An 18,283-nucleotide genomic window follows, 5' to 3' on the forward strand; every position below is an offset into this window, starting at 1 on the left:
TTATTGCCCGACACGGTTTTTCTGCGTCATCGACTTTGTCGGAGTACCTTGCGATAGGCTGCTTCGTCATTGATGATGCGCAGGGCTTCTTTCAGGCTTTCGTTATCGTCGTTAATGGTTTGAAAATATTCGTTCATATCAAATAAGTCGCGTGCGATAAGTGCTTTGAGCTGAAGCGAGATCAGTGGCTTGGATCGATTGTATTGTTCTTCGTTAAATTCGATCTTCTCGTCAGTCGCGAGCTTCTGAAGTTCTTGGAGTATTTCGTCCGTCACCTCGAACTTCGCCTTGTATATCTTGAATGCCGGATATTTTTTACCCAACTCCTTGCGATTCTTGTCGAGGTAGTTCATCGCTACACGGTTCACGATTCCCATTCCGGCCACTTTCCGGTGATAGTCTGTGTAACGTGTCGAGTCGAAAGGAATAAAGATATCGGGCATGATTCCGCCACCGCCGTAGACCGTACGTTTGTTCAGCAGGGTACTGAACTTCAGCGAATCCGGAAAATGGATACTGTCGGCATTCATCAACTCACCGCGGTTGTACCGTTCGATCAGGTCGCGATTATACTCTTTGGCCTGACCATTCTTATAGGGCTTCTGAATATACCGTCCCGAAGGCGTGTAATAACGTGCGACGGTGAGGCGGATCATCGAACCGTCGGGCATCGGGATCGGTTTTTGTACAAGCCCTTTCCCGAATGTGCGTCGTCCGAGAATGACACCTCTGTCCCAGTCCTGCACAGCTCCGGACACGATCTCACTCGCCGAGGCTGAAGCCTCGTCGACCATAATGACCAATCGTCCGTTCTCGAATCCGCCTTTTTCGGTGGCGTCGGCTTCCTCGCGTGGCTGTCGGTTCCCTTTTGTATAAACAATCAGCCTGTCTTTTCCGAGGAATTCGTCGGCCAAAGCACATGCCACATGGAGATAGCCTCCGCCGTTGCCCTGCAAATCCAGAATCAGGTGCTTCATACCCTGTTGGCGGAGTTTGACCAACGCCTTGTTAAACTCTTCGTGCGAAGAAGCGGCAAAGCGGTTCAGGCGGATGTAACCGGTCGTTGCATCGGCCATATAGGCTGCGTCCAGACTGTAAACGGGTATTTTTCCACGGATAATTTTAAATTCGAGTAACTCGGTGGAGATACCACGCTTTACTTTTACGCGCACTTCGGTACCTTTTGGGCCTTTCAGCCGTTTCATGATGTCGCTCGTTTTCATCTTCACACCGGCAATTAGCGAATCGTCTACCATGATGATCCGGTCGCCGGCCATCAGTCCCACTTTTTCCGAAGGGCCTCCGGAGATGACCTGAATCACGTAGAGCGTGTCGGTAAGCATATTGAACTGGATACCGATGCCGTCGAAATTACTATCTAACGGCTCCGTCAACTCCTTCGTCTCTTCCGGATCGGAATAGTCGGAGTGAGGGTCTAACTTTTCGAGCATCCCGACGATTGCGTCTTCTACCAGCTTCTTCTCATCCGTCTTATCTACGTATAAGTTACTGATGGCATACAATGCCATGGAGAGTTTTCGGGTTTCCATATCGGTTCGCTGCTGCGCGTGAGCCGATGAATAAAGCAATGTGCAGACTATAAAGATCGATAAAATTCTGTTCATGATTTTCGTTGTTTTAATGTATATTGCACTTCTTGAGGAACAAAACGGGAAATATCTTTGCCGTATTGTAACAGTTCGCGCACGATGCTGGAACTGATATGCGTATATTCGGGTTCGGTAAAAAGAATGAACGTTTCGATACCGGTGAGTTCCCGGTTGACGTCCGCCATATGCTTTTCGTATTCAAAATCGCTCATGGTTCGGATACCGCGCAGAATAAATCGGGCATCAATGCGTTTCGCAAAATCGACGGTCAACGAATCATACAGCATGACTTGCACGCGAGGCTCGTTTCGATAAAGTTGTTCGATGGATGCCACTCGCTCCTCTAAGGAGAAATAGGTTTTTTTGGTCAGGTTCACCCCGATAGAAATGACGATTTCGTCGACTAATGTCAATGCGCGATCGACCAACGACTGATGGCCGACGGTAAAAGGATCGAATGTGCCCGGGAAAATAGCTCTTCTTTTTTCCATGTGCCTGTATTCAGGTGGTGAGATCTTCCTCCACCACCAGATTATCGATAATAAAGTTTTGTCTCTCCATCGTATTCTTTCCCATATAGAACTCAAGCATCTCCTTGATCGAGTCTTCCTTTTTAATAGACACCGGATCTAAGCGCATCTCTTTCCCGATAAAATGCTTGAACTCGTCGGGAGAAATTTCCCCCAGCCCTTTGAATCGCGTAATCTCCGGATTCTTTCCCAGCTCATTGATTGCCGCGTTTTTCTCTTCCTCGTTGTAGCAATAAATCGTTTTCTGCTTGTTACGTACCCGGAAAAGCGGTGTCTGGAGGATAAATACATGTTTTTGCTTCACTAAGTCGGGGAAGAACTGAAGGAAGAACGTGATCAACAGCAACCGGATATGCATACCGTCCACATCGGCGTCGGTGGCGATGATGACCCGGTTATAGCGCAATCCGTCCAGCCCGTCTTCGATGTTCAAGGCGGCTTGCAGCAGGTTGAATTCTTCGTTCTCATATACGACTTTTTTGGTCAGACCGAAACAGTTCAGCGGCTTACCGCGCAGACTGAATACGGCCTGTAAGTTCGGGTCACGACTTTTCGTGATCGAGCCGCTGGCCGAGTCACCCTCGGTGATGAAGATGCTGCTCTCGGTTTTGTTCTCGCTCTTCCCGTCGTTAAGGTGAATACGACAATCACGCAGTTTACGATTGTGAAGGTTCACCTTCTTGGCTCGCTCGCGCGCTAACTTGGCCACTCCAGCGATGGCTTTCCGCTCCTTCTCGGATTCCTGTATCTTCTTATAGAGCGCGTCGGCTGTTTCCGGATTCTTGTGAAGGTAATTGTCGACCTCTTTCTTGATAAAATCACCGATAAATTTGGCAACCGACAGATCGCCTTTCGGACTCATATTTCGGGAGCCCAGCTTGATCTTTGTCTGCGATTCGAACTCCGGCTCCTCCACCCCGATATAGATGGCGGCGACAAGCCCGCTACGGATATCGGCCACTTCGAGGTTCTTATTGTAAAATTCTTTCACCGTGCGTGCAAACGATTCTTTGAATGCGGCCTGGTGCGTGCCTCCCTGCGAAGTATATTGTCCGTTTACGAACGAGTAATAATCGTCGCGCGACTGGTTGACATGCGTAAAAGCAATTTCTATATCATTCGCCTTGAGGTGGACGATGGGGTAAAGAATCTCGTCGGTGATGTTTTCGTTGAGCAGGTCTTCAAGACCTTTTTCCGAAATATATTTTTCACCATTATAATAAATGGACAGTCCAGAGTTCAGGTAGCAATAGTTGCGAATCAGCGTCTCTACAAACTCATGACGGTATGCGTAATTTTCGAAAATCGATGGGTCCGGGGTGAATCGGATGAGTGTTCCGTTTTTTTCCTTCGTTTCAATGGCCTCACGGTCGTGAACAAGTTTTCCGCACCGAAACTCGACCCTTTTCTCCACCTGATCACGATACGATACGACCGTAAAATCGGTAGACAGCGCGTTCACCGCCTTGATACCGACACCGTTCAGACCGATAGACTTTTTGAACGCTTCGGACCCGAATTTACCGCTGGTGTGAAGGGTCGAGACCGTTTTAGCCAGATTTCCTTGCGGAATACCACGCCCGTAGTCACGTACCGACACGTTTCCTTCGTCGATGGTAATATCGATCCGGGTACCGGCCTTCATACGGAACTCGTCGATCGAGTTATCGATGACTTCTTTCAGAAGAACGTAAATGCCGTCGTGCCGGTCCTCGCCGCCGTGCGTATTGCCGATATACATACCGGGACGCTTGCGAACGGCATCAAGCCCTTCGAGCGTAACAATATCTTTGTCGTCGTAGGTTACTGTTTGTGAAAGGTTCGTGTATTCGTTCATGAATCAACTCAGTTTTTTGATGAAAGCCCTTCGTGTTTTATGATGCTCGCGTTTGAAATAATCCCATTGTGCCTGCACGGCCGTATTCGTTTCCAGCTCGATGTTGCTCTCTGCGTACTCCGCTCCCAACTTGATGTATTCGGGGATAAGATCGCAGAAAAGAAGAGCATTGACTCCTTTGTTCTGATATTCGGGCAGGATACCCATCAAATACAGATCGACAATTTTTGTTTTCGAGTGCATCGCTTTGAGCAGCGGAATGAAACCGAACGGGAACAGTCGTCCTTTGGCTTTTTGCAAGGCATGCGAAAGACTGGGGAGCGAGATGCCGAACCCGACTACCGTATCGTCTTCTTCGCGTACGATCAATGTGACCAGATTAAGACGCAACATCGGGATATATATTTTGGCGTAGTAATCGATCTGTTTCGAGGTCAACTCAGAAAACCCGTAAAGCGGAGCGAACGACGCGTTCAACGTTTCGAAGACTTTGCGCGCATACGGCTGAATGTCTTTCCTCCTCTTGAATTTTAATACTTTGAGGCCGTATTTCTTTTTCACGATTTCGGCGATGCGCAGATGTTTTTCGGGGATCGCGTCGGGGATATAAATTTTAAACTCGTGCCAGTCCTGATCTTTCACGTAGCCCATCCGCTCCATGTGTTGCGGATAATACGGAAAGTTATAGATCGTCGCCATCGTACCGAGCTGGTCGAACCCTTCGATCAGCATCCCTTCGTGATCCATATCCGTAAAGCCCATCGGTCCGTGAATTGCCTCCATGCCTTTAGCCTTGGCCCATCCTTCTACGGCATGAAACAGCGCATCGACGACTTCCGGATCGTCGATAAAGTCGACAAATCCGAAGCGTGCATGTTTCTGTCCCCATGTCTTGTTGCTCGCATGAACAATGATCCCGGCAATCCGCCCCACGATTTTATTATCCTTATACGCTAAAAAATAGATTGCTTCGCTGTTTTCAAAAGCAGGATTCTTCTCTTTCGATAAAGTAATCATTTCTTCCTCGATCAGTCCGGGAACATGATATGGGTTGCCTTTGTATAAATCGATATTGAACTTGACGAAGTTCTTCAGATCTTTTTTTGTCGTTACTTCTTTAATTGATACACTCATATTCGCACCTGCTGTAAACGTTCTTCCGTTTTTTTTAAGCGACAAATGTAGTGATTTTAATTTAGACCGGTGTTGTTTTTTTGAAAAGCGAGAGCAGTAACTCCTCGATAGAGGCTCTCATCCGGCGGCTTTTTCCCGTGAAGTTATTGACTAATATCACAACGGCATAGCGCTTACCGTTGTGGTCCATATATCCGCCATAACACAGGACACGGCTCATGCTACCGCTTTTCAGTCGTGCTTTTCCCTGCAACGAGCTTCCCTTCATCATATTTCGTAATGTGCCGTCTATCCCTGCTCGCGGCAACGAATGCACGAAGGCCTCCGATGCTTTCGAGCGCAAGGCCATGTAAGTATATACGTCGCACAGGAATTCGGCCGTTACTTTGTTGGTAATGGCCAGACCGCTCCCGTCGAACATCCAGAGCGAAGAGGAATCGATCCCTTTCTGCTTCCAATACTGCGTAACGACCTGTGCTCCTCTTCCGAAAGAAGAGATCGCCTCTTTCGAGGAAGGAGCGTAACGCAACCCGAGCGTTTTGAACACGGCGTCGGCATACAGGTTATGGCTGACGAAACAAAATATGCGGGCGAGGTCCTTGAGGGGAGGCGAATAAGTCGTGATCAAAGTCTTGCGAGTCGTCTCTTTCCACTGCCCCATCCGCGAGAGAATGCGATGACATGAAGGAGCGCCTTGGATACGAATACCTTCGCGCTGAAAAAAAGCATGGACGTAGCGGGCCGCAAAAAGCGCCGGATCGGGAATGTCGGCCGTCAGCTTGAAATGGGAGCGGCGCGCGGGGATCGCACCGTAAAGATAACGTTCGTCGGAGAAAGGAAATCCTGTGATAAAGCAACTGTCGGCAGGTGCCGGAACAGCTTTGACGTAGTTGTGAAACGTGAGAGACGGCATGTCCGGTTCACAGTATTTAATCGTCGGCGTTGTGCCGGCTACACCGCTTTCAAGGTACAGACGGAACCGATTGTCGAAGATGTTCAGCCCATAGCTGCCCTGTCCGTATTCGCTTCCAAGGTCTTCACGCATCCATTTCATCGATACGCCTTCGGTATCGAAAATACTTTCGTCCACAATCAGCGCTCCCGTAACTTCGCGGATGCCGGCCTTGCGGATGGCTGCCGACCAGAGTCTAAGGATACTGTCTTTCGGGGTATCAAGCTCGGACGAGTTGAGCGTAGGGTCTCCACTTCCGCAAAGGTATAAGTTGCCGCGCAGGATGCTGTCACGAATCTCTCCATCGTACGAAACAGACGTCTCGAAACGGAAGTCTTCACCCAGTATCTCGAGAGCCGTGGCGGCCGTGACGGTTTTCATGACTGAGGCAGGTATCAGCTGACGTTCACTTTCATACTCGTATACAACAGTCCCTTTGTTTACTTCTTTCACCATCAATGCGACGGATGCTCCTCGAACCATCGGTTTGTCTAAGAAACGTTTCAGTGGAGCAGGAACGGACTGGGAGAAGAGCGTCTGTGTACCGAAGCAAAGACATGCGACCCAAATAATCATCCGCTGATGAATCATGATTTTTCTCATTTTATATACATATTTAGAGGCAAAGATATGAAAATGAAAAAAGAAATCTGGAAAAATTGCAGCATTAGTTGTTTTTCTAAAAAAAAGCATTACCTTTGCACTCGCATTAAAAAAGTACTTCAAGGTAGATTCGCTAGCTCAGCAGGTAGAGCACATCCCTTTTAAGGATGGGGTCCTGGGTTCGAGCCCCAGGCGAATCACGCCGAGGCAAATCCCTGATAATCGAGCATTATCAGGGATTTGCTGTTTTATAGCGGTGTGAATGTTAGGAAGATAGAATATTGAATAATTCTGAAAAAACACGTTTCAAGGAAGAGTAAAAGAAATGACTTCGGTAAAAATAAAATTCAGAAAATCGACTATTAAGGATAAGGAAGGCGTACTTTATTTTCAATTAATTCATAGTCGTAAGACCAAACTGATTACAACTCGTTTTCGTCTATTCCCTTGCGAGTGGGATACTCATTTAGAATCTGTGGTAGCAGATAAATCATCTAGTGAGAGAGGCGTTTACTTAAAGACCCTTAAAGACGGTTTAGAAAAAGAGATTAGACAGATTTATGAGCTAATATCTGTATTAGAAAACAGAGGAGAGTATACAATAGAGGAATTAGTAGAACATTATGTAAATAATTCTTTTGATGGCTATTTTTTTTCTTTTATAAAGTGTCAGATTAAAAGGCTAAAATCTGAAAATCGAATTAAAACGGCATCGATATGTGAGACAGCATATCGGAGTTTTTCCAGATTCAGGCGTGGAGAAGACATTTGGATTAAAAAGATAGACAACGTGCTAATCAACAAGTATGAAGCTTATTTGATAAATAATAATGTGTGCAGAAATACTGTTTCTTGTTATATGAGATCATTAAGGTCAATATATAATCAGGCAATGCGCAAGGGGGTGGCCGTTTCAAATAACCCATTCAGAGATGTCTATACAGGTGTTGACAAAACATCTAAAAAGGCTGTGAATGAATCTGTAATTTTGGAGTTGTGCAAACTTGAACTTTCTAAGCAAGTCAATTTAGAAATAGCACGAGATATTTTCATGTTTAGTTTTTATACAAGAGGCATGTCTTTTATAGACATGGCTAATCTCAGACAAAGTAACCTTAAAAATGGCTATATCATTTATTCTCGGAGCAAGACCAAACAAGTTTTGTCTATTAAAATTGAGAAATGTATTGAAGAAATCATAGAGAGGTATAGGTACCTAACTATAGATAACTACATACTTCCTATATACAATAAAAAGAACTGTAATTATATCAGCCACCTGCGCACATACAATAAACGATTGAAACGATTATCTGAAATGATGGAGTTAGAGAAACCGTTGAGTTCTTATGTAGCAAGGCATTCATGGGCTACAATAGCATTTCGAAAAGGGATATCTGTGCAAGTTATCAGTGAAGGGATGGGACACGAGGACGAAAAAACAACACGTATCTATTTGGCTTCTATGGATCAGTCTATTATAGATAACGCAAATGCTCAAGTCATAGCATTATAGTAGTTATAAAAGAAGGACTACCTCTTCTTTAGAGGTGGTACTTTATCAGAAAAATAAATTCTCCGCAAAGATAGAAAATAATTTTTAATAATAGATTGCTGATAAATGTATTTTTTTACATGAGATGCAACTTTTGCTTTTTTCTCAATAAAAAAGCATGTTTTTCAGCGTGTTTACACAAATGTTTAAAAAAAATATATTTAAAATCGATGCAATAGATAAATATCGATTGATTTTGTGTTCAATTACAAATAATATAAAAATACTTCCTTGTTATTGTTTTACAAATCTGTTTTAAAATCCTTCTTCAAAATCGAAAAAAAGCAACAAGACGCCAATAACCAATATAATACAAAAAAAGTCTATTTGAGTACCACCTCTAAAGAAGAGGAGGTATAAAAAAATACTTATTAATAATTTAAATTAAAGTGTTATGGCAATTAACTTACAAAAGGGTCAAAAAATAGATATTGGCCTAACAAGAATGAGTGTAGGATTAGGGTGGAATCCAAACGAAGGGACTGGTTTTGATTTTGATTTGGATGCTTCTGCATTCATGATAGACACAAACAGACAAATACCATCGGAACCTTATTTTGTTTTTTATGGAAATACAGATTCTCCGGATGGGGCTTTGCATCACACAGGAGATGATCCTACAGGAGGTAATAGTGAGGATGGAGATGATGAAACCATCGAGGTTGATTTGTCAAAAATTGATAGTCGTATCAATGAAATTTTATTTGTAGTAACTATCCATGAAGCGATACAAAGAAAACAAAACTATGGACAAGTTCGCAATTCATACATCCGGATCGTTGACGATTCAACTGGTAAAGAAATAGCAAAATACGAATTAGGAGAGGATTTCTCAATTGAGACAGCTGTTGAATTCGGGAGGCTTTATAAAAAAGATGGTAAATGGAAATTTGAAGCATCTGGAATTGGTTATAAAGAAGACTTGGCATTCTTTCTATCGAAATATTATAAAGGAAAAATCATAAAATGAGAAAACATGGCAATTAATTTACAAAAAGGTCAGACCATCGATCTGCGCAAAAATGATAAAGGGGAAGACGTGTATAATTTATCTTCTGTTACAATCGGGCTGGGTTGGGATGTCCGTAAAAAAGGAAGCGGATTATTAGGAAAACTTTTTGGAGAGAGAGAAGATGAGTATGATCTTGATGCTATTGCATTCTTATTAGATCGCAATGGAAAAGTGGCTGATCTTGGACGGACAGTTCATGTTGGTGGAAGACAGGTTATTTTATATCAGGGAGATGTTATTTATTTTAATTCAATGAAACACCCTTCGGGTCATATTTGGTTAACAGGAGACAATAGAACTGGAGACGGTGATGGGGATGATGAGCAAATCATTGTTAAATTGGATTCATTGGATGAAAAGTTTCAGAAAATTCTATTTGTCGTTTCTATTTATCAAGGGAAACAGAAAAATCAACATTTCGGGATGGTTGAAAACGCTTTTATCAGGGCAGTTGATGCGAGAGGAAAAGAGATTACAAGGTATAATTTATCAGGTGATTATACAATGAACGGTATGTGCTCGATGGTTTTTGCTGAAGCATATCGGAAAGATGGCGGTTGGAAATTCAGAGCTATTGGAGAGCCATACCAGACAGACAGTTTTGTCGAAATCCTGAGAAAATATATTTACCAATAATTCAGAAACCATGAGAAGACTTCCTGTATATTTATTATTAGATACATCTGGTTCCATGTGTGGTGAACCGATTGAGGCTGTAAAAAACGGTGTACAAGTCATGATAAGTTCGCTACGGCAAAACCCGCAAGCGCAAGAAACAGCTTTCTTAAGTATTATCACCTTCGACAGTTCCGCGAAGCAAATTATTCCTTTAACTGATTTAGGGTCATTTCAGATGGTGGATATAAAGGCAAGTGGAACAACGGCTTTGGGTGAAGCCTTGAAACTCGTCAGTAATTGTATCGACAATGAAGTCGCTAAAACAACCTCAGAAACAAAAGGTGATTGGAAGCCATTGGTTTTTATAATGACTGATGGGAATCCAACCGATGATTGGCAAAATGGCTTGACTGAATTAAAAAAGCGGAAAATAGCATTCACTGTTGCTTGTGCTGCTGGTAGTGGAGCAGACACAAATATTTTAAAACAGATTACAGACAATGTAGTCAGCTTGGATACAGCCGACAGTCAAAGTATTTCCAAATTTTTTGCTTGGGTTACTGCTTCCATTGGTGTTTCATCAACAAAAATAGAAGATTGTGGCAAAGAAGTAGTCGGATTGAATGAACTGCCCCCTCCTCCTTCGGAATTAAATATCGTCGTATAATGAGGAGACTGCCGGTTTATTTTCTGTTGGATACATCCGGGTCAATGAATGGAGAACCTATTCAAGCCCTTAATAATGCGCTAAGTGGCATGATAAATTCATTGCGTTCCGATGCTTGCGCATCGGAAACGCTTTGGGTAAGCATTATTACATTTGATAAAGAGATAAAAGAAATCTTACCATTAACAGAGCTGCCCTCACTGCAATTACCTGAAATTGTTTGCCCTCCAAGTGGCCCAACTTTCACAGGGAAAGCTCTTGAGCTATTATGCCAGAAAGTCTCTATGGACGTGAGAAAAGGAACTCCTATACAAAAAGGTGATTGGCGCCCATTATTATTCATCTTTACAGATGGAAAACCCTCGGATTTACAATTATATTCAGAAATGATTCCAAGGATAAAGATGTTGAATTTTGGAGCGATAATTGGGTGTGCTGCGGGTGATTGGGCTGATGATTCCAAATTGAACGAGTTATGTGATTCAGTAGTGCATTTAGAGACTTCTGACAGTAATACCTTAAAACAGTTTTTCAGATGGGTCTCGGATACAATCGAGCAAGGAAATAAGAGTATGGGAGTAACAGATATGGTAGCACTCCCTCCAGCTCCATCAGAAGTACATTTAGTCATATAAATGTCCGATTTTTAAATGTGTAAATATTATGAGACGATTACCAATATATTTTTTAATTGATGTTTCCGAATCAATGGTGGGAACACCTGTTCAGCAGGTGGAAGAAGGCTTAGAAACCATTATTCAAGCATTGAAAACAGACGCCAATGCCATAGAAACAGTATGGGTTTCCATTATTGTATTTGCAGGTCGGTCAAAAACACTTATTCCTTTGCAAGAGATTGTTAATTTCTACCCTCCAAAATTTCCGATTGGAAGTGGTACTTCTTTGAGCAATGGTTTAGGGCATCTAATGTATGAACTACGGAAAAATACAATCAAAACAACCACTGAACAAAAAGGTGATTGGAAGCCTATTGTTTTCTTGTTTACGGATGGTGTGCCTACCGATGAAACTAAGCCAGCAATAGCAGAATGGAAAAGTAACTGGCAAAGGGCGGCAAATTTAATCGCTGTTTCATTTGGAGATGAAACAGACAACCATCTACTTGGTGAATTAACTGACAATGTGCTTCAATTCAGAAATACCGACGCTTCTGCATACAAGCAGTTTTTCAAATGGGTTACCGATTCGATTAAAACTAGTAGCGCAAGCGTTGAGAATAATACATTAGGATTTGAACTAGCCCAATTAGATGGAGAAACTATTTCCAGAATTGACTTGACAAAAGAAATCTCAAAACCAAGAGTAGATGAAAACTTTGTAATATTAGCTGCAAAATGTCAAAATACAAAGCGTCCTTATCTGATGAAATACAGGAAAAATGTTTTTGTACATGATTCGGGAGATATAGGGCTTAATTACAGGCTAGTCGGAGCTTTTCAAGTCGATAATTCATACTTTGAACTTTCAGAGGAATCTGTACCCAATTATAAAATAAATACCGACAAATTAATCGGTGCACCGACTTGTCCTTGGTGTGGAAATCAATTCGCCTTTGCAGTATGTGGCTGTGGAAAAATTCATTGTATTGGTAGCGAAAAAATCAGTACTTGCCCTTGGTGCGCAAGCCAAGGAACTTATGGACTCGGTGAAGGTGGCATTAATGTCAATAGAACACAAGGATAAGATGGAAATAGCAAAATCATACATTCAATCTCTTTTTAAGACAAAAGGAGTTGTTATACAGCAAGATAGGATTGGCTTATTAAATGAGTTTATAGAAAGCAACTCAAATATAGCAGCTGTAAGACAAATTATTGATATTCAGAACATGCTAATGGATAAATGGAAATTAAAAAATAGGATAGAAGACATTATTGCACAACAAATTAGCATACCGAATGCAACTGTTAACAAGCCATATCAGGCAAGAATTGATTTTCAGCAATTAAAGTTAACAGACTTGTCTGAATTCGATGTTGATGGATTCTCTAAATCAGGGTTGACTTACGATAAGGAAAAACAAACAATTACAGGAATTCCCATACAAAGCGGTGATGTTAAAATCAGGCTATTATTTAAAGTAAAAGGAGAAAGCGAAAATGAGCTCTTACACGAAAAAGTAATTTCCCTTATCATTAATCCTGACCCTAAAACACTTTGGAAAGATATTCCGAGCGATGAAAGTGCTGTTTTTTGGAAAAAAGATGATGACTATAATTTCAGTCAATTAGGAGAAAAGCATATTGTTGTTGCTTCTAAGAGAGGCCGCTCTCATAAGAATATCGGTTCCTTCCGCGATGACGATTTTGCTTTCAAATACTATAAAAATACTGGTTGGTCGATAGTTGCTGTTGCCGATGGCGCTGGAAGTTGTACCTTATCAAGGCAAGGATCAAAAATTGCTTGCCATGCCGTGATTGACCATTTTGAACAAACAGAAGATCTCAATCTTGATAAAGAATTTGAACACAAAATAAAGGAGTTTATCCAAACTAAAGATGAAGCGATATGGAGAGAATCGGAAGTTTTGTCAAAACATATTTTATACAAAGCAACCACATTTGCACATAGTAAAATCCGGGAAGCAGCAATAAAAACCTATCAGGATAACCCTGAACTATTTAATAATCCGAAGGCTAAAAGTCCATTGGATTATTTTCACTCAACTCTAATATTCGCTTTGTATAAAAGGTATGAGTTAGGATACCTTATTCTTACTTTTAGTGTTGGAGACTGTCCAATTGCAGTAATGAATAAGAATCAAACAGAGGTATCCTTGCTTAACTGGTTGGATATTGGTGAATTTGGAGGAGGGACACGATTCATTACTCAATCTGAAATTTTTCATTCCAGTGAATACCCAATGGCTTCTCGGTTCAACTTTCATCTTATTCCAGATTTTTCCTATCTGTTTTTGATGACTGACGGAATTTATGATCCTAAGTTTGTTGTGGAAGCAAACCTTGAGAAACACGAAAAGTGGATGGATTTTTTAAGTGATTTAAGTGGGAACAATGAAGAGTGTGTAAAGGTTGAGTTCAATCCTGATAATAAGGAAATAGAGGGCCAGTTGCTACAATGGATGAACTTTTGGAGTCCGGGGAATCATGATGATAGAACCTTAGCTGTCATTTTTTAATTTATCAAAGAACGAATATGAACACAAGAACTGTTTCGTCAATCATTACGGGTAAAACGTATCAATATGTAGATAATGGAGAGCCTATGCGGGGAGGAATGAAAGATGTTTTTTTTAGTCCGGATAAGTCTTATGTGGTTGCTTTCTATAGAGACTTACAAGATTTTAACTCCAGGGAACGATTAAAAAAAATTGTGACCCAGTATTTTGACAGTTTCTTCAACAAAGAAGGCGGGAGCTACTACAAAAACCTATATACTTGGCCTACAGATGTAGTAGAAGCAGATAAAAAAGTGGGAATCATTGTTCCGTGTTATAGCCGAAATTTTTTTTTCAAAAAAGGATATGCAAACAATGACCTATTAAAAGGAAAAGAAAAAGAAGGAAAATGGTTTGCGAGTGCAAAATTCAGGGTCATTCAATCCAAGTCGAAATTGGATGAATCCGAATTGGGGAATTGGCTAAGTTATTTTCAGATATGTGTAAACATAGCTAGAGGAGTAAAAAGATTACATGCAGCAGGCTTGGCTCATTCTGATTTATCCTATAAAAATGTATTAATTGACCCGATAAGTAAAACAGCTGCTATTATTGATATCGATGGACTTGTTGTGCCGGGTCTATTTCCTCCTGATGTTATAGGAACGGCTGATTTTATAGCTCCTGAAGTGTTAGCGACAAAACATTTAGACAAAAATGACCTAAACAGAAAATTACCGAATCGCTTAACAGACTTGCATGCTTTGGCTGTACTAATATACATGTATTTGCTCTATCGGCATCCTCTTCGTGGTGGCAATTATTTTGGAGCTGTAGAGTCTGAGGAAGAAGAAGATTTATTGATGGGCTCAAAAGCTTTGTTTATTGAGCATCCAACAGATGCAAGCAATCGGAATTTCAAACGAGAATATGGTGATAACCTCACAAAATTTTATCCCTGGACAGATTTGAAGAAAACTCCATATACTATCACAGGGCCATATTTAAAGGCACTATTTGACCAAGCATTTATTAAAGGTTTACATAACCCGATTGAAAGACCTACTGCAGATGCTTGGGAGCATGCACTGATTAAAACCAATGATTTGAAGCTCCAATGTAGTAATCCGAGATGCGGGCAAAAATGGTTTATTTATAATAATACAAAAGATACCCATTGTCCGTTTTGCGGAACAAAATATAATCAATCAATCCCGGTGTTGGATTTTTTCTATCAGTTCAAACCAAGTGTTTGGAAACCGGATAATCAACGATTGGTTGTTTACAATAATTCTACTTTGCATCAATGGCATTCCAACCGAAATGTAATTAGGAATGAAAAGCTAACTGATGCACAAAAAGCAAGGGTTGGATATTTCTCTTATTTCAATAACAAATGGTTCTTTGTTAACGAGAAGTTATCTTCATTAAAGGATCTGACGGAGGACAGATTGATTCCAGTGGGCTCAATGGTGGAAATCACCAACGGAAAGAGACTGTTGCTTCTAAAAGAAGAAGGGGGGAGAGTCGCTATCGTATCACTTACAAATAACTAAAATAAACATCATCATGGAACGAAAACATCATTTCACAGGCTTAACCAATGAAAAAGTACTTGAGAGCAGGGAAAAACATGGTACTAATGTATTAACCCCACCAGAGAAAGAACCTTTATGGAGGCTCTTTGTGGAAAAATTTGAAGACCCCATCATTCGGATATTGTTAATAGCAGCATTTCTATCATTAGGAATTTCCTTTGTGCATTGGGAATTTGCTGAAACTATCGGTATTTTTTGTGCAATATTTTTGGCAACGGGTGTTGCTTTCTGGTTTGAATTAGATGCCAACAAGAAATTCGACGTATTAAATCAAGTTAATGATGATGCTTTGGTAAAAGTAATTCGAAATGAGCTTGTTTGTGAAGTACCCAAAAAAGATATCGTGGTTGGCGACATTGTAATTCTTGGAACAGGTGAAGAAGTACCTGCGGATGGAGAGTTATTAGAGGCTGTTTCCTTGCAAGTAGATGAATCATGCTTGACCGGTGAACCAATGATTGATAAAACAACCAATCCCTCCGATTTCCAATCGGAAGCTACCTATCCATCTAATTGGGCGATGCGTGGAACCAAAGTGATGGATGGACATGGAATTTTAGAGATAAAGAGAGTTGGAGATTCAACTGAATATGGAAAAGTTGCTGAAAAATCAACAGAAATGACAAGAGAAGAGACACCTCTTAACCAACAACTTGACAAGCTGGCTAAATTTATAGGTGTAGTTGGATTTATTCTTGCCACTCTTACCTTTTTTGCTTTGTTTATTAAAGATATATGTTTAGGAACGACCACTTTTACAATGGCACAACTTGGCTCGATTGGAATTATACTTGTTTCCGCAATGGTAGTACTTGTTAAAGTTTGGGTTCCTATTATTTATGACGCTTTTGAATTATGTGGAAAGACTAAAGAAGTTCCCCAGTGTATTGATGAAAGAAGTTGGTTACAATGGATAGGGCTGGGAGGAGGAATCTTCATTGTTTTATCTGTTATGGGGTTTGCTTTCGGAATAAATCCATTGCATACAGAATCGTGGATTAGTTTAGATGCTGCTGGGCGTATTCTACAATACTTCATGGTAGCTGTAACCTTGATAGTAGTGGCTGTTCCTGAAGGGTTACCAATGAGTGTAACGCTAAGTTTGGCTTTAAGTATGCGCCGAATGCTTCAGAACAATAACTTAGTTAGAAAAATGCATGCTTGTGAGACAATGGGAGCTACTACTGTTATTTGTACTGATAAGACAGGTACGCTTACTCAAAATCAGATGAAGGTTTATGAAACTCAATTCTTTGCTCTTGATAATCAATCTTTATCAAATAGCGAGTTAAGTAATCTCATAAAAGAAAGTATATCTGTCAATTCAACTGCTTATCTTGATTCTTCCCAACCACAAAAAATTAAATCTATAGGTAATCCTACGGAAGCGGCATTGTTATTGTGGCTATATAATCAACAAGTCAATTATTTGGATATACGAGAAAGTGTCGAAATTATTGACCAGCTAACCTTTAGCACCGAACGTAAATATATGGCAACACTGATTAATTCTCCTTTATTGAATAAGAAAGTGCTATATGTAAAAGGAGCACCTGAAATTGTACTTTCAAAATCAGATAATGTACTATTTAAATCAGGTAAGAAATCTATTTCCGATTCAGAAAAGCAAATAGAAGAGTTATTATTACAATACCAGAATCAAGCTATGCGAATACTTGGATTCGCTTATGAAATTATTGAAGATGATATGCCTCGCTTCGAAAATGGGAATTTAGTCAATATAAATCTTACATATTTGGGACTTACAGCAATCTCTGACCCTGTTCGTGAAGATGTTCCTATGGCAGTAGATGAATGTTTAAATGCAGGCATTCAAGTTAAAATTGTTACCGGAGACACACCGGGAACCGCGAGAGAAATTGGTCGTCAAATTGGAATATGGAATGAAAGCGATAAACTTCATAACATCATTACCGGAACAGAGTTTGAAAGACTGTCGGATGAAGAAGCTCTTAAACGGATAAAACATCTAAAAATAATGTGCCGTGCACGTCCAACCGATAAGCAAAGACTCGTACAGTTATTACAGCGCTCAGGTGAAATTGTTGCTGTAACGGGAGATGGTACTAATGATGCTCCTGCTCTAAACTATGCACAAGTTGGTTTATCAATGGGTAGTGGCACATCTGTGGCTAAAGAAGCCAGTGATATTACTTTGCTGGATGATTCCTTCAAAAGTATAGCTTCGGCCGTTATGTGGGGGCGTTCACTTTATCAGAATATACAACGTTTTATTCTGTTTCAGTTAACCATTAATGTAGCAGCCTTGGTTATCGTGCTGCTTGGATCGATATTGGGTTATGAATTGCCTCTTACTGTGACTCAAATGCTGTGGGTTAATTTAATTATGGATACTTTTGCTGCCGGAGCGTTGGCTTCATTACCCCCTAATGAGAAAGTGATGGATAATAAGCCGCGTAAAAATGACGCTTTTATCATTACACCTGCAATGCGATTCAATATCTTATTTGTTGGTTTTTCGTTCGTTGCACTTTTATTGGGTCTATTATTTATATTCACAGAGAATGGAGTAGTTAACCCATATGACTTATCACGTTTCTTTACTATCTTTGTCATGTTACAATTCTGGAATATGTTTAACGCAAAAGCGTTTCTTACACGAAAGTCTGCTTTTTCAAATATAAAAAACTGTATCGGGTTTATTCTGGTTGCAATTGTGATTTTGGTTGGTCAGGTCCTAATCGTTGAATTTGGAGGAAAAGTATTCCGCACTGTGCCACTTTCTCTAAAAGATTGGGGTATAATTATAGGGGCGACTTCATTCGTATTATGGATTGGAGAAATAGTACGATTTACTAAAAAATAATTCAGGCTTGTTTCTAGTAAAATTATCAGAGATATGATATTTATTGGCTTCTAAAAAATAAGATAGTTAAGGGATAAATGCCGATGCTATTTTTTTAATTGGATAAAGGCGAATCACTCCGAAACGAAGAGGGTGTATCAAAACGCAATGTTTGGGCACACCCTCTTTAGGTGTGTAAGA

The 18,283-nt window shown here is 40.7% G+C and carries 14 protein-coding genes and 1 tRNA gene; 10 read left to right on the forward strand and 5 right to left on the reverse strand.

What is annotated here, in order from left to right:
- Nucleotides 1-26: 26 nt before the first annotated feature.
- From Q4A89_RS00230 to dacB, 5 genes are all read right to left on the reverse strand, one after another.
- Nucleotides 27-1,625, reverse strand: a complete 1,599-nt coding sequence (locus tag Q4A89_RS00230; protein WP_303182786.1) for a S41 family peptidase — start codon at nt 1,623-1,625, stop codon at nt 27-29.
- Nucleotides 1,622-2,101, reverse strand: a complete 480-nt coding sequence (coaD, locus tag Q4A89_RS00235) for a pantetheine-phosphate adenylyltransferase (protein ID WP_303182787.1) — start codon at nt 2,099-2,101, stop codon at nt 1,622-1,624. Before coaD ends, Q4A89_RS00230 begins: the two co-directional genes overlap by 4 nt.
- 10 nt (nt 2,102-2,111) lie before the next feature.
- Complete coding sequence (locus Q4A89_RS00240; protein WP_303182789.1) at nt 2,112-3,977, reverse strand: DNA topoisomerase IV subunit B; 1,866 nt, start codon at nt 3,975-3,977, stop codon at nt 2,112-2,114.
- Between the two features lie 3 nt (nt 3,978-3,980).
- Nucleotides 3,981-5,111, reverse strand: coding sequence for a hypothetical protein (locus Q4A89_RS00245; protein ID WP_303182791.1), 1,131 nt, complete (start codon nt 5,109-5,111; stop codon nt 3,981-3,983).
- 61 nt (nt 5,112-5,172) lie between these two features.
- The gene (dacB, locus tag Q4A89_RS00250) at nt 5,173-6,666 is read right to left on the reverse strand and encodes a D-alanyl-D-alanine carboxypeptidase/D-alanyl-D-alanine-endopeptidase (protein WP_260425525.1); all 1,494 of its coding nucleotides are present in this window, start codon (nt 6,664-6,666) and stop codon (nt 5,173-5,175) included.
- A gap of 127 nt (nt 6,667-6,793) precedes the next feature.
- On the opposite strand from dacB, the gene Q4A89_RS00255 reads away from it, so the two are divergent.
- The 10 genes from Q4A89_RS00255 (at nt 6,794) to Q4A89_RS00300 (ending at nt 18,103) form a co-directional block, all read left to right on the forward strand.
- Nucleotides 6,794-6,866 (forward strand) — tRNA-Lys (locus tag Q4A89_RS00255).
- A 125-nt stretch (nt 6,867-6,991) separates the two neighbouring features.
- The gene (locus Q4A89_RS00260) at nt 6,992-8,182 is read left to right on the forward strand and encodes a site-specific integrase (RefSeq protein ID WP_303182794.1); all 1,191 of its coding nucleotides are present in this window, start codon (nt 6,992-6,994) and stop codon (nt 8,180-8,182) included.
- 433 nt (nt 8,183-8,615) lie between these two features.
- Nucleotides 8,616-9,191, forward strand: a complete 576-nt coding sequence (locus Q4A89_RS00265; RefSeq protein ID WP_303182796.1) for a TerD family protein — start codon at nt 8,616-8,618, stop codon at nt 9,189-9,191.
- Nucleotides 9,192-9,197: 6 nt separating this feature from the next.
- On the forward strand, nt 9,198-9,869 hold the full coding sequence (locus Q4A89_RS00270) for a TerD family protein (RefSeq protein ID WP_303182798.1): 672 nt from the start codon (nt 9,198-9,200) through the stop codon (nt 9,867-9,869).
- A gap of 10 nt (nt 9,870-9,879) precedes the next feature.
- Nucleotides 9,880-10,518 (forward strand): VWA domain-containing protein, encoded by a 639-nt coding sequence (locus Q4A89_RS00275; RefSeq protein WP_303182800.1) that lies wholly within the window; start codon nt 9,880-9,882, stop codon nt 10,516-10,518.
- Entirely contained in the window at nt 10,518-11,153 is a 636-nt protein-coding gene (locus Q4A89_RS00280; RefSeq protein ID WP_303182802.1) for a VWA domain-containing protein, read from the forward strand. Before Q4A89_RS00275 ends, Q4A89_RS00280 begins: the two co-directional genes overlap by 1 nt.
- A gap of 28 nt (nt 11,154-11,181) precedes the next feature.
- Nucleotides 11,182-12,222, forward strand: a complete 1,041-nt coding sequence (locus Q4A89_RS00285) for a TerY-C metal binding domain-containing protein (RefSeq protein ID WP_303182804.1) — start codon at nt 11,182-11,184, stop codon at nt 12,220-12,222.
- Nucleotides 12,125-13,678, forward strand: coding sequence for a PP2C family serine/threonine-protein phosphatase (locus Q4A89_RS00290; RefSeq protein ID WP_303182805.1), 1,554 nt, complete (start codon nt 12,125-12,127; stop codon nt 13,676-13,678). Before Q4A89_RS00285 ends, Q4A89_RS00290 begins: the two co-directional genes overlap by 98 nt.
- A 17-nt stretch (nt 13,679-13,695) precedes the next feature.
- Nucleotides 13,696-15,213: a helix-hairpin-helix domain-containing protein gene (locus tag Q4A89_RS00295; protein ID WP_303182807.1), complete on the forward strand. Its 1,518-nt coding sequence runs from the start codon at nt 13,696-13,698 to the stop codon at nt 15,211-15,213.
- 13 nt (nt 15,214-15,226) lie between these two features.
- Complete coding sequence (locus Q4A89_RS00300; RefSeq protein ID WP_303182809.1) at nt 15,227-18,103, forward strand: calcium-translocating P-type ATPase, PMCA-type; 2,877 nt, start codon at nt 15,227-15,229, stop codon at nt 18,101-18,103.
- The last annotated feature ends 180 nt before the right edge of the window (nt 18,104-18,283 follow it).

Source organism: Tannerella sp. (genome assembly GCF_030528505.1).
GTDB lineage: Bacteria > Bacteroidota > Bacteroidia > Bacteroidales > Tannerellaceae > Tannerella.

Bases quoted from the DNA above. Each gene is read 5' to 3' on its own strand.
- Q4A89_RS00295 (WP_303182807.1), top strand. From the start codon at position 13,696: ATGAACACAAGAACTGTTTCGTCAATCATTACGGGTAAAACGTATCAA.
- Q4A89_RS00300 (WP_303182809.1), top strand. From the start codon at position 15,227: ATGGAACGAAAACATCATTTCACAGGCTTAACCAATGAAAAAGTACTT.
- Q4A89_RS00265 (WP_303182796.1), top strand. From the start codon at position 8,616: ATGGCAATTAACTTACAAAAGGGTCAAAAAATAGATATTGGCCTAACA.
- Q4A89_RS00285 (WP_303182804.1), top strand. From the start codon at position 11,182: ATGAGACGATTACCAATATATTTTTTAATTGATGTTTCCGAATCAATG.
- dacB (WP_260425525.1), bottom strand. From the start codon at position 6,666: ATGAGAAAAATCATGATTCATCAGCGGATGATTATTTGGGTCGCATGT.
- Q4A89_RS00275 (WP_303182800.1), top strand. From the start codon at position 9,880: ATGAGAAGACTTCCTGTATATTTATTATTAGATACATCTGGTTCCATG.
- Q4A89_RS00270 (WP_303182798.1), top strand. From the start codon at position 9,198: ATGGCAATTAATTTACAAAAAGGTCAGACCATCGATCTGCGCAAAAAT.
- Q4A89_RS00245 (WP_303182791.1), bottom strand. From the start codon at position 5,111: ATGAGTGTATCAATTAAAGAAGTAACGACAAAAAAAGATCTGAAGAAC.
- Q4A89_RS00260 (WP_303182794.1), top strand. From the start codon at position 6,992: ATGACTTCGGTAAAAATAAAATTCAGAAAATCGACTATTAAGGATAAG.
- Q4A89_RS00230 (WP_303182786.1), bottom strand. From the start codon at position 1,625: ATGAACAGAATTTTATCGATCTTTATAGTCTGCACATTGCTTTATTCA.
- coaD (WP_303182787.1), bottom strand. From the start codon at position 2,101: ATGGAAAAAAGAAGAGCTATTTTCCCGGGCACATTCGATCCTTTTACC.
- Q4A89_RS00240 (WP_303182789.1), bottom strand. From the start codon at position 3,977: ATGAACGAATACACGAACCTTTCACAAACAGTAACCTACGACGACAAA.
- Q4A89_RS00280 (WP_303182802.1), top strand. From the start codon at position 10,518: ATGAGGAGACTGCCGGTTTATTTTCTGTTGGATACATCCGGGTCAATG.